Source organism: Microbacterium sp. (assembly GCF_030149085.1).
Lineage (GTDB): Bacteria > Actinomycetota > Actinomycetes > Actinomycetales > Microbacteriaceae > Microbacterium.
The window spans coordinates 1-12,117 of the sequence record NZ_JASBSF010000369.1; the positions used below are offsets into that span (position 1 = coordinate 1).

Genomic DNA, 12,117 nt, shown 5'->3' on the forward strand with positions numbered 1-12,117 from the left:
GTGTAACCACCCGGGCGGCGGCTCTACCGCGCCTCGACCTCGACGAGGAACACTGACTGCGGCGCGAGGTCGAGGTCCACCTCGAGCTCGCCCGTCTCGGAGACCACCGCGTCGTAAGGCCCGTCGACAGCTCCTGACACCGACGTGCGTGTGACGCTGACGGAGCGTCCTGCCCACGGGAGGTTCGTGACCTGGATGCGGGCCGAGGTCACTCCCGCTGACGCCAGTTCACCACGTTGCGGGGGGAGTGTGAGGCCGAGATCGATGCGATGCTCCCCGATCGGGATGCGGAACGTGAACCGGTCCTCGGCACGCGGACTCAGCGCTGAGTCGGGGGCCACGTAGTTGGCGACAAGCACACGCACGACGTCGCCGTCGCGGCTTGCTGCACACGCCAGCCCGGATTCGTCAGCGCCGGTGACGGCAAGCCGGCTGCCCGACAGTGTGCGTCCGGCCATCGCGAGCGCGCGAGAGCGTTCGTCAGGGCTTCCGTCGGCAGCTCCTACCCCGGCGGGGTCGACGAAGCCGTAGTGCGGGTCGAGCCCGCTGTCAGCGCGGAAGAAGAACGCGTGGTCGATGACCGTGTCCTGCAGGTAGATCGCCGTCGCTGCCTGAAAGGCTCCCTTTTCGGCCGCCGGCGCGTTGCTACTGGGAACGGCGAGGTAGTTCCAGTAGCTGAGGGTCAGGTCGGTGTCGGTGAAGCCATGACGGTCGAGAAGCGCGCGCAGCTGATTCGACACGTATCGGAAGTCCAGTGGGTCGCGGCTTCCGTCGGTGAACCAGAGGAACGAGAAGAAGTCGAGCGGCAGATCGTTCGTGCGCACGAACTCGAGGAAGCCCTCACGGTAGGGTGCGTCGCCGTCGAGAGGGAACGCGGTAGCCGGGCCCCCGACAGTCAGCGACGGATCGACCCGGTGCACCGCCTCGCAGAACGCCCGGTACATCTCGTAGAACTCTTCGGGTTCTCCCGCGAAGTGCAGCGGCCCGAAGTCGGGCTGGTCGCCGAACTCAGAGATGCGGATGGGAGTGGCGGGGCCCCCGGCCCACCCTTGCGAGTAATGACGCACGATGTGCTCGACGACCTGTCCGTATACCTCGAGGTCTTCTGCAGGCAGCTTGTTCGAGGGGATGGAGCTTGCGACAGTGAACATCACTTGCGCCCCGATGGAGTGCACCGCCTCCACCCACTGGTCGGTGGCTGCGAAGTTGTAGCTCGCAGGGTCGTTGACATCGGCATCCCAGTCGGGAAAGAGGCTCGTCGGGTTGTTGCGGGTGTCAAGGCGCGACAGCCAGTCGAAGGAACGCACCACCGTCACTCCCCCCTCACGCCACAGGGGCGTCATGTCGGGGAACTGGGGGTAGGCGTCGACAGGTCCGGGGATGCCTCCCACCCCGTTGAGCGCACGGAAGGCGCTCTCGTCGGCGGCGTCGATGATGAACGTTCGGTGTAAAGAATCAGCGGTGGGTGTGGCGGTGGCAGCAGGGGACGATTCGTCAGGATGCGACACGCGGGTCTCCTCGGTTGTGACGGGGTGGATGCGGGGCGCTCAGTACGGCATCCGCAGCAGGCGGTTGGCGTACTCGTTCGCGATGGGCTCGTCGTGGCGGAGATAATCGACGCGAGCGCGGTAGGTCTCCGGCGTCACCGAGTCGAACTCCTCGAGCATCGACTCAATCGAGCGATCGTGGACGGCTCGCACGCGCGGCAGGCGACGTTTCATGACGTTCATCTGCGCGTCGACGAGGGGCTGATCTTTCGCGAGTTCCTGGGCGAGGACGACTCCGTCTTCGATGCTCATCGCTGCGCCGGATCCGAGGTAGGGCGTCATCGCGTGTGCGGCGTCACCCATGATCATGATGCGGCCTCGGAACCACGGATACGGAACCCATACTGTCGAGTAGGGCGTGTACGCGACGTTCTCGGAATGACGAACGTCCTCGAGCGCGTCTGCGAGGAACTCGGATCCGCGGGTGAGCGCGACGGCGCGATCGTGCATGATCTCGGCCATCTTGTTCGAGTCGTAGCGGGGGCGCCCCTCCTCGGCCACGGTGAGCACCATGTACATCGCGTCCTCTGACAGGGGAGTGAGCATGATCTTGCCGCCATACCCTGGCAGATGATCGGCTGCATGAGCTTGCGCCGGTTCGGAAGCGCCGCGCGCCACGCGACACCGCCCACCGGCCGCGGAGCGTACTTCTCGCCGAAGTGATCCTGTCGAATCTGCGAGTTGATGCCGTCGAAGCCGAGGACGAGGTCGTAATCGCCGCGGTCACCGCTACTGAAGGTGACGGAGACGGTGTTCTCGTCCTGCTCCAGATTCGTCACGGTCGTGCTCATCCGGATAGTGCAGCCGTTGTCGAGGGCATGCTGGGCAGCCATCTCGAGGAAGGCAACGCGTGCCATCGTCACGCACCCCGGGAGGCCTTCGTCCTGCGTGCCGTAGCTCATGTTGCTCAGGAAGTTGCCCTCGGCGTCGTAGTTGTCGATCCCCGGAGCAGGGTGCCCGAGCTTCAGAAAGTCATCCAGCAGGCCGATCTCTCGCAGCGCCCGCAATCCGTTGATCCGCAGCCCGAAGCCGACCCCGGCGACGCTGTTGTCGGGCTTGACGTCGATGACGTCGACGTGGACGCCGATTCGGGCAAGGGCCGAGGCGGTGGTCAGGCCGCCAATGCCGGCGCCGACAATCAGGATCTTCATCGGTTCTGCCATGGCGTTTCCTCTCTGAGCGGCCGTCGGTTGCGCGCGTATACGCAGCGCGAATATTCGAATCCGAGCTATGGTTCGGATTCGAAATGTACCGACTCCCGTGGCGACGCGCAAGAGGGGCCCTTCGGCGTGCAGTGAGGAGTTCCCGGCATGCACCTGCGCCCGCCACGGATGCGAAGTGCAGGGCGCGAGCCTCCGGTAGCGTGCCGATCGTGACCGTTGAAGACCTGCCGTGCCCGAACTGAGCGCGCTCGCGTGGGTCGCGCTTGCGGCCGGCGCGGTCATTATCGGACTGTCGAAGGCCGCGCTGCCGGGAGCGGGGACCATCGCTGTGGTTCTCTTCGCGTCAGCACTCCCGGCCAAGCAGTCCACCGGGACGATCCTGCTACTACTCATCGTGGGTGACGCTCTGGCGCTGCTCGCTTACCGGCGTCACGCCGACGTTCGGGCTCTCTTGCGGCTCATCCCGACGGTGATCGCTGGGATCTTGGTGGGCACGCTCTTCCTCGCCTTTGCGTCGGATCAGTGGGTGAGGCGCACGATCGGCGTCATCCTGCTTGTCGTCATCGCTGTCACCCTCTGGCGGCGATCCCGCACGGATGCCGACGCAGCTCCGGGCACGGTGGCTGCGGGTTTCTACGGGGTGCTGGGCGGTTTTACGACGATGGTCGCAAATGCGGCGGGCCCGGTCATGTCGATGTACTTCCTCGCGGCACGGTTGCCCGTTCAGGTGTTCCTCGGGACCGCTGCGTGGTTCTTCGCCGCGGTGAATGTCGCGAAGGTCCCCTTCTCGATCGGTCTCGGGCTCATCACGCCGCACGGCCTGCTGATCGATCTGATCCTCGTGCCCGCGGTGGTCATCGGTGCGCTGGTCGGACGACGGATCGCGGCTGCGATCAGTCAACGCCTCTTCGAGCAGATCGTGATCGTCCTGACTGTCGTGGGAGCCGTGTACCTCCTGATCTGAGGGGTCCTACGAGGCGACGACTCCGCGTGCCGGTGTGGCATTCGCGCCGGTCTGTCGTGACAGATTGTCGATCGGTTTGTCCTGGCAGGTGACCTAACCTGACGGCATGGCTGAACTCGACCTCCCGACCATCCCGCACTGGATCGACGGCGCACCGACGGCGTCGACATCCGGCCGCACAGCCCCCGTCTTCAACCCCGCTACGGGCGTGGTGGCAGCTAACGTCGGGCTCGCTGACCAGGCCGAAACTGACGCCGCCATTGCCTCGGCGCGACGCGGCTTCGAGGAGTGGTCGTCGTGGTCGATCGCCAAGCGACAGGGCGTGCTCTTCGCCTTCCGTGAGCTGCTCAACGCGCGCAAGCCGGAGCTCGCGGCGATCATCACCGCCGAACACGGCAAGGTGCTCTCCGACGCGATGGGTGAAATCCTGCGCGGCCAGGAGGTCGTGGAGCTCGCCACCGGTTTTCCGCACCTGATCAAGGGCGCGTACTCCGAGAACGCCTCGAGCGGAATCGACGTCTACTCCCTCAAGCAGCCCCTCGGTGTCGTGGGTGTCATCAGCCCCTTCAACTTCCCCGCGATGGTGCCGCTGTGGTTCGCCCCCATCGCCATCGCCGCTGGCAACGCCGTCGTTCTCAAGCCCAGCGAAAAGGACCCGTCGGCCGCGCTCTGGCTCGCGGGGTTGTGGAAGGAAGCGGGCCTTCCCGACGGCGCCTTCACCGTCCTGCAGGGCGACAAGCTGGCCGTGGACGGGCTGTTGAACTCGCCCACCGTCGAGTCCATCAGCTTCGTCGGTTCCACGCCGATCGCGCAGTACATCTACGAGACCGCCGCCCGTAACGGCAAGCGGGTTCAGGCGCTCGGTGGGGCCAAGAACCACATGCTCGTGCTGCCGGATGCCGATCTTGACCTCGTTGCCGACCAGGCAGTCAATGCCGGCTACGGCGCAGCGGGTGAGCGGTGTATGGCGATCAGTGTGGTGCTCGCAGTGGAGCCCGTCGCCGATGAGCTGATCGCAAAGATCACGGACCGCATCGCGCGGCTCACCGTCGGCAACGGAGCGCAGACCGGCGATGCCGAACCCGACATGGGGCCGCTCATCACCGACCAGCACCGCCAGAAGGTGGCCGGATACGTCGATATCGCCGAGGCTGATGGTGCGACGATCGTCGTCGACGGTCGCTCGCTCGTCGTCGAGGGGCACGAGGACGGATTCTTCTTCGGGCCGACGCTCATCGATGGCCTTCCGACCACCAGCCGTGCTTACACCGAAGAGATCTTTGGTCCCGTCCTCTCGGTCGTGCGGGTCGGGAGCTTCGAAGAGGGAGTCGCGCTGATCAACTCGGGCGAGTTCGGCAACGGAACTGCCATTTTCACGAACGACGGGGGCGCAGCCCGACGATTCCAGAACGAGGTGCAGGTCGGCATGATCGGTATCAACGTGCCGATCCCGGTTCCCGTCGCGTACCACTCTTTCGGCGGATGGAAGAAGTCACTGTTCGGCGACGCCAAGGCCTACGGCGTTCACGGGTTCGACTTCTTCACGCGCGAGAAGGCGGTGACCGCGCGCTGGCTCGACCCCGCCACGCACGGCGGAATCAACCTCGGCTTCCCGCAGAACACCTGAGGACGCGTCGCCTCTCAGTGTCCGGCGGAGGAGAGTTCCATCGCCGCCCATAGCTGAGCGCGACCGTCGAAGGTCGACAGATCCAGGCCGAGGAGTTCTCCCAGCTCATCGATGCGGGCGCGCAGGGTGTGTCGGTGGATGTCGAGGCTGCGGGCAGCCGGGTCCCACGCGGTGTTGGCGGCGAACCAGGCAGTTGCCGCGGCAAGCAGACGTTCACGGTGCGCCGGAGCTAGCTGATCGAGCGGCGCGAGCATGCGGCGGGCGACGAGTGGACCGCCGTTGTTTCGCAGCATTCCGATCACGCCGCGGTCGGCGATCGCGGAGAACTCGATGACCCCGGGCTCGCTCGACTGCCCGGCGGCGTGGGCTGCCTCGGCCAGCGCACGGCTGAGCTCTTCCCATCGATGGAGCTCGGCGAAGCCCGCGGCTGCGTCATGCTTCTGCAGCAGCTCAGCGACCCCCGCGAGTCCCTCGCGAGCAACCAGGATCAGCAGATCCTCCTCACGTTCCGCGAAGAAGAGGATGCCCGGTTCCGCCGTTGCGGAAAGCTCAAGCTCGTCGAGAAGTGACTGACTGCCGGTGAACCCGGCGACCTGGCCTGCCAGCAGCGGCGGCGTCGGCATCCGTCCCCACAGCGCCGTCGCTGACCGGGAAGCTTCTTCTGCGCGGCCGGCCAGCAACAGCTCGATGACCCCGGTCCGCACCCGCAGGCGCGCGTCCGAGACTGCTCGCTGCTGCTCGAGCGCAATGCTCGCCAGGGCGATGACCGACTCGACCAGATCACTGTGGGCGGAGTCCAGCGGGGTGTCGGCTCCCACGGCGAGGACGCCCCCGAGTCGCCCGCTCTGACCTATCGTCTGCAGCGTCGCAGCATGGGGCTCGGCGACGCGGATGCTTGCCGGTGTCGACTTGCGCAGCAGCATCCGGGCCCGCTCGACGATCGCAGTCTCGACGGATGCCGGAACCTCAGCGATTCCCGGCAGGCTGAGGGGTCGTCCCGCCGCATCGAAAAGCGCCACCCAGGTGCCAAGCCGGGAGGAGAGGGTTCGCAGAATCGCGCGGAGCCCGTCTTGGCGCACGGCTGCCCGAGCCAGGGCTCGTTGTGATTCGAGTGTCCACGACAGTCGCGCGCTACGATCGGCGGCTTCGGCATCCGCGACGTGTCGGATGATGCCGATGAACGGCGTCGTGCCGGGTACCTCGATAAGGGGGATCTCGTGGCGTCGGCAGGCGTCGATGAGCTGGGTGGGGACCGCCGGATGGATGATGTCGGTGGCGAACCCCAATCCCGCCAACCCGCGCTGCTGGAGCCGGCGGCAGTAGTCCTCGGGAGAGGTCGGAGTCGGTCCGGCGAACTGCCCGCCGTCGGTCAGCAGGAGCTGCCCGGGTTCGAGCCATGGCGTGGGATCGGGGAGGTCGGAGTTGTGCACCCACGAGATGGTCCGGTCGAGGTGAGCAGCATCAAGCTCCCCCACGGCGCGCAGACCGAACGCCCGAACAGCAAGAAGGGAGCGCAGTGTCGTCGGAATTGTCGTGCCAATCTGTCGATCGAAGAGTTCGCAGTACGACAATTGTGAACGACGCGAGCCGGCTCCGCGGAGCACACTAGGCGTATGGCTCTCACTCCTGACGACACGAACGCGAGCATCAGCGAACGCGACAGATCGAGCGTCTTCCACTCCTGGTCCGCGCAACGATCCCTCGCTCCTCTGCCGCTTGCCGGTGGGAGCGGCAGCGAGGTCTGGGATGTCGACGGTCGCCGCTACCTCGACTTCTCGAGCCAGCTCGTCAACGTGAACATCGGCCACCAGCATCCGCGGGTCGTCGCGGCCATCCGGGAGCAGGCGGCGCAGCTCTCCACAGTCGCGCCGGCTCACGCGAACGCCACTCGTGCGCGCGCCGCTGAGTTGATCCTCGAGCGTGCCCCCGAGGGCTTCACGAAGGTGTTCTTCACCAACGGCGGCGCGGACGCGAACGAGAACGCGATCCGGATGGCGAGGCTCTTCACGGGGCGTGACAAGGTCATCTCCACCTACCGCTCGTACCACGGCAACACCGGCGCTGCGATCGTTGCCACCGGCGACTGGCGCCGTATTCCGAACGAGTTCTCGCGCGGGCACGTGCACATCTTCGGGCCCTACCTCTACCGCACGGAGTTCTGGGCCACCACTCCTGAGCAGGAGAGCGAGCGAGCGCTCCGCCACCTCGAGCGAACCATCCAGGCCGAGGGCCCCGACTCCATCGCAGCGATTCTGCTCGAGACGATCCCCGGAACCGCCGGCGTGCTCGTTCCGCCGCCCGGATACCTCCCCGGAGTCCGCGAGATCGCCGACCGCTACGGCATCGTCTTGATCCTCGATGAGGTGATGGCGGGGTTTGCGCGCGCCGGCGAGTGGTTCGCGTTCGACGCTTTCGATGTCACGCCCGACCTGATCACCTTCGCGAAGGGCGTGAACTCCGGGTACGTGCCGCTGGGAGGCGTGGTCATCTCGGATGCGATCGCGCGCACGTTCGATGACCGGGTGTTCCCCGGCGGCCTCACCTACTCCGGTCATCCGCTCGCCGCTGCGTCAGCCGTCGCGACGATCGAGGCGATGGCCGACGAGAAGATCGTGGAGCATGCCGCCCGCATGGGAACGGATGTGTTGGGTCCCCGCCTGCGCGAGATCGCCGACCGTCACGCGGTGGTGGGTGAGGTGCGCGGTCGCGGCGTCTTCTGGGCCGTCGAACTCGTCGCCGACCGCGAGACGCGCGAGCCCCTCGGCGCCGACCGGATGGCAGCCCTCAAGAAGGATCTTCTCGACCAGAGCCTGCTCGGATTCTTCGCCGAGAACCGCCTCCACGTCGTGCCGCCGGCCGTCGTCACCGAGTCGGAGCTGGACCGGGGCCTCACAATCATCGACGCGGCGCTGAGCCGCCTCGGCTGAGGAGACGGCGATGACACGGCTCGAGCCCTTCCAGCCGGTCGATGTGACGGCTCTGCACGTCGCGGGAACTCACGTGTCCGACGATCTTCGACTCGAGGGAGAGCCCAGCACGGGCTTCATCGATGTTGCTGTGGTCGGCGGCGCCACGGTCGGGATCTGGGAGATGACTGCCGGTTCGATGCGCGACATCGAGGCTGACGAGGTGTTCGTCGTCGTCTCGGGTGACGCGACTGTCGAACTCATCGGGGAGGACGGACAGGTCACGCGAACGATCGAGCTGCGAGCCGGCTCCCTGTGCCGGCTCGAGACGGGGATGCTGACGCGGTGGCACGTGCCTGTGGCGCTTCGAAAGGTTTACATCCTGCGGGATATCGAGCCGGAACCATGATCCTCCGCGCGACCGCGGCTGGGTCTTCGACCACCACCGAAAGAGGATGCCGATGAGCGCTCCCACGGCGTATGGCCACGAGATCCGCACTGACCTCGGCACCATTCGTGGTGCATTGGCCGAGGCATCCACCACCCCGTTCTGGCTCGACAACCCCGATCGTCCCGATCCGCGCGGTGCGGTCTCGGGGCGGGTGTCCACCGATCTGCTCGTCGTGGGCGGAGGATTCGCCGGGCTCTGGACAGCACTGATCGCCAAGGAGCGCGACCCGAAGCGGCGTGTCGTCCTCGTCGAGGGAAACCGCATCGGCTGGGCTGCGAGCGGCCGAAACGGTGGCTTCTGCGAAGCAAGCCTCACCCACGGACCGGAGAATGGGGAGCTGCACTTCGCTGACGAGATGCCGGTGCTGAACCGGCTAGCCGACGAGAACTTCGCAGAAATCCGCGCGGCGATCGAGCGGTATGGCATCGACGCAGAGTGGGAGGAGACCGGCGTCCTGACGGTGGCCACCGAGCCTCATCAGATCCGCTGGCTTCGAGAGGCCGCGGAGCACTCCGCGAACGAGACCTTCCTCGAGGGCGAGAGCCTTCGCGAGCGGGGGAACTCCCCCCTCTACCGTGCCGGGATGTTCGGAACCGACGGCGTCGCGTACGTGAATCCCGCCAAGCTCGCGTGGGGGCTCGCTGCGGCCGCCGAGCGTCTTGGCGTCGAGATCTCCGAGCACACGCGGGTGACCCGCCTGCGCACCGACGGCGATGTCATGGTCGCGCAGACTGCGCACGGCGAGATCCGCGCGAGCCGGGTGGCTCTTGCCACGAACGTGTTCGCGTCGCTGCTGCCCGAACTGCGCCTGTTCACGGTGCCGATCTACGACTATGTGCTCATGACTGAGCCGCTGAGCGCCGACCAGCTCGCCGCCATCGGCTGGACCGAGCGTCACGGAATCACCGACTCGTCGCGCGAGTTCCACTACTACCGAAAGTCTTCCGACAACAGGATTCTGTTCGGCGGGTATGACGCGGTCTACCACCGCGGCAGGCGTGTGAAGGCGGCGCAGGACCAACGCCCCGAGACCTTCGAGCGGCTCGCCGATCACTTCTACAGCACGTTCCCGCAACTATCCGGCATCCGGTTCTCGCACAAATGGGGTGGCGCGATCGACATGTCCACCCAGCTCGTCGCATTCCACGGGTCGGCTCGCGGTGGGCGCGTCGCTTATAGCGCGGGCTACACCGGGCTCGGCGTCGGAGCAACGCGGTTCGGAGCTGATGTCATGCTCGACCTGCTCGAGGGTCGCGAAACCGACCGCACGAGGCTGAAGATGTCGCGCCGGCTCCCGATCCCGATTCCGCCGGAGCCCTTGGCCTACCCCCTCATCCAAATGATGCGCAGAGCCGTAGCAAAGTCGGACCGCAACGGCGGGAAAGACGGGATTCTGCTGAAGCTCGCAGGACTGTTCGGCGTGGGCTTCGACTCCTGACGTCGGGCGGAGAGAACTCCTCTCGGGGTGGACGGGGCATCGCGATAAAGTTCAACTGTTTTGTGACGGTCGTCGAAAAACTCTTGACAGACGGCGCGTACGGTCGCTCTATGGCTGAGACGGTACGACGCGGTGCCGCTTGCTCGCTCAGGTGGATCCGCCAGCCGTGACTGAGGACCCGTACTCAGACCTCGTTGCTGAGCTGGAGCACTTCGCGCATTGCATCAGCGCCGCCGGGGCGCTGCCCCTGGCCGGCTTGATGCTCAGCGATGGGCTCGATCCGCACGTTCGCGCTTCCTACCTGGAGCTGATCGTTGGCCCCCGCAGAGAGCGCCTTCGTCGGATCTTCGCCGCGGGACGAGCGGCGGGTGACCTGACCGCTGACGCCGACGTCGAGATCGCCGCGAGCTTCTTGACGGGGTCCTGGTACTCGTTCCACGTCGCCGGACGCGCGACCCCGCGGACTGGGCGCGCCGGGTCGCTGACCTGGTGTGGGTGTCATGCGCCGTCGGCAGACTCACGGGATGATGAAAGGTTGCTCATGAGTGTTTCTCCCTCCCCACCGCGCTCGGCGCCGTGGAGCCGCGGACTGCGTGTCTCCTTTCGGCCTGCGAGAGGCGATGCAGGTCGGGTAACGACGTTCGAGTTGTTCTTCGACCTGGTCTATGTCTTCGCGTTCACGCAGGTCTCGGCCTTCATGGTCGAGGGCCACAATGCCCAGGCGCTCCTGCAGGGACTGGTCGTGCTCGGGCTGCTGTGGTGGACGTGGGTGGGATTCGCGTGGGTGGCCAATCGCGCACCTGCGGATCAGCCCGTGATGATCGTCGGGATGTCGGTGGCGATGGCTGCGGTGTTCGTGATCGCCCTGGCCATCCCCGAATCCTTCGCCGCAGCGGAGGGCGCGCCGACCGCGGCGCTCGTGCTTGCCCTGGCGTACACCGTGGTCCGTCTCGTGCACGTTGCGCTCTACGCGCTGAGCGCCGGCGAAGACGTGGCGTTGCGGCGACAGATCATCGTCTTTCTCGGTGGTGCGATGATTCCGTCGGTTGCGGCCCTCGTGATCGGAGCGGTGATCGGAGGGCAGGCCCAGCTGTGGATCTGGCTCGGTGCCCTTGCCTACGACCTGCTCGTCACTCGGCTCTCTTCGCGCTCAGGCGGCGGCTGGGGATTGCACAGCCCGTCGCACTGGGCTGAACGGCACGGCCTGGTCGTCATCCTTGCGCTTGGCGAGTCCATCGTTGCGATCGGCGTTGCAGTCGCGCGTGAACCGATCTCGGCCTCCGTCATCATCGGTGCAGTTCTCGCCTTGCTGCTGTCGATCCTGCTGTGGTGGACGTACTTCACGCGGTTCGCACCGTGGGGCGAGAGCGAGCTCGAGCGCAGATCCGAGGGGCGCCAGGTTGTCATGGCCCGGGATGTCTACTCTTACGGTCATGCGGCGATCGTCGCGGGCGTGATCATCGCAGCCTTGGGGATCGAAGAGGCGATGGCGCACGTCGCAGACAGCGAACCGTTCGGCTGGTTCGGTGCGATCGCGCTGATGGCCGGGGCCGCCTGCGTCATTGCCACTATCGCGATCTCCGCATGGGTCAGCGCCACCCCGCGAGCGGGAGCGGTGGCAATTCCGGCCGTTGTGATGGTCGTGTTGATCCCGCTCGCGCAGGCAGTGGCTCCGCTTCCCGCACTGGCTATCGCAGCCAGTGCGCTCGCCGTGACGGCCGCCATTGTCGCCCTCGTGCAGCGGACGCAGGCGCCCCAGCAGAGGGACTGACATCGGCGCTGCGTCGTGCGATGATGGCACGCAACGAGGGCGACACTGCCCAGCACCCGGCGCAGGATCGTCTGTTTGAGCGAGAGAGCGGGGTGGCGCGGATGCCCACGGCTGTGGTGACCGGAGCGGGGCGCGGAATCGGGGCGGAAGTCGCGCGTGAACTCGCCGCCGATGGGTGGGGAGTGTTCGCGGTGGTGCGCGACCCCGCGGCTGCCCGCACGACGTTCGACGGTGTCCCTGCAGTCCAGGT

Annotated in this window: 10 protein-coding genes and 1 pseudogene; 7 read left to right on the plus strand and 4 right to left on the minus strand. The window is 66.5% G+C overall.

From position 1 onward, the window contains the following. Nucleotides 1-23: 23 nt before the first annotated feature. The 3 genes and pseudogenes from Q1V87_RS14855 to Q1V87_RS16325 all read right to left on the minus strand — a co-directional run. A complete protein-coding gene (locus tag Q1V87_RS14855; RefSeq protein WP_300594560.1) occupies nucleotides 24-1,508 on the minus strand; it encodes a hypothetical protein in 1,485 nt (494 codons plus the stop codon). A 39-nt stretch (nucleotides 1,509-1,547) separates the two neighbouring features. Next, nucleotides 1,548-2,093, minus strand: coding sequence for an FAD-dependent monooxygenase (locus Q1V87_RS14860; RefSeq protein WP_300594563.1), 546 nt, complete (start codon nucleotides 2,091-2,093; stop codon nucleotides 1,548-1,550). 176 nt (nucleotides 2,094-2,269) lie between these two features. Continuing rightward, nucleotides 2,270-3,034 (minus strand): annotated as a pseudogene (locus Q1V87_RS16325) (FAD-dependent monooxygenase); the annotation flags it as partial. Here Q1V87_RS16325 and Q1V87_RS14870 point away from each other — a divergent pair. Both Q1V87_RS14870 and Q1V87_RS14875 read left to right on the plus strand, forming a co-directional pair. Then, on the plus strand, nucleotides 2,940-3,674 hold the full coding sequence (locus tag Q1V87_RS14870; RefSeq protein WP_300594569.1) for a sulfite exporter TauE/SafE family protein: 735 nt from the start codon (nucleotides 2,940-2,942) through the stop codon (nucleotides 3,672-3,674). The pseudogene Q1V87_RS16325 and the gene Q1V87_RS14870 sit on opposite strands and share 95 nt — an antisense overlap. Before the next feature lie 106 nt (nucleotides 3,675-3,780). Then, entirely contained in the window at nucleotides 3,781-5,301 is a 1,521-nt protein-coding gene (locus Q1V87_RS14875; protein ID WP_300594572.1) for a CoA-acylating methylmalonate-semialdehyde dehydrogenase, read from the plus strand. A 14-nt stretch (nucleotides 5,302-5,315) separates the two neighbouring features. On the opposite strand, the gene Q1V87_RS14880 is transcribed toward Q1V87_RS14875, so the two are convergent. After that, on the minus strand, nucleotides 5,316-6,980 hold the full coding sequence (locus Q1V87_RS14880) for a PucR family transcriptional regulator ligand-binding domain-containing protein (RefSeq protein WP_300594575.1): 1,665 nt from the start codon (nucleotides 6,978-6,980) through the stop codon (nucleotides 5,316-5,318). Between Q1V87_RS14880 and Q1V87_RS14885 the strand changes: the two genes are divergently transcribed. From Q1V87_RS14885 to Q1V87_RS14905, 5 genes are all read left to right on the plus strand, one after another. Then, the gene (locus Q1V87_RS14885; RefSeq protein WP_300594578.1) at nucleotides 6,915-8,228 is read left to right on the plus strand and encodes an aspartate aminotransferase family protein; all 1,314 of its coding nucleotides are present in this window, start codon (nucleotides 6,915-6,917) and stop codon (nucleotides 8,226-8,228) included. The genes Q1V87_RS14880 and Q1V87_RS14885 overlap by 66 nt on opposite strands. 10 nt (nucleotides 8,229-8,238) lie before the next feature. After that, nucleotides 8,239-8,616: a cupin domain-containing protein gene (locus Q1V87_RS14890; protein ID WP_300594581.1), complete on the plus strand. Its 378-nt coding sequence runs from the start codon at nucleotides 8,239-8,241 to the stop codon at nucleotides 8,614-8,616. Between the two features lie 52 nt (nucleotides 8,617-8,668). Continuing rightward, nucleotides 8,669-10,096, plus strand: coding sequence for an FAD-dependent oxidoreductase (locus Q1V87_RS14895; protein WP_300594584.1), 1,428 nt, complete (start codon nucleotides 8,669-8,671; stop codon nucleotides 10,094-10,096). Nucleotides 10,097-10,262: 166 nt separating this feature from the next. Continuing rightward, nucleotides 10,263-11,867, plus strand: coding sequence for a low temperature requirement protein A (locus Q1V87_RS14900; protein ID WP_300594587.1), 1,605 nt, complete (start codon nucleotides 10,263-10,265; stop codon nucleotides 11,865-11,867). 101 nt (nucleotides 11,868-11,968) lie between these two features. Beyond that, on the plus strand, nucleotides 11,969-12,117 hold a 149-nt coding region (locus Q1V87_RS14905; RefSeq protein ID WP_300594590.1), incomplete at its 3' end, for an SDR family NAD(P)-dependent oxidoreductase.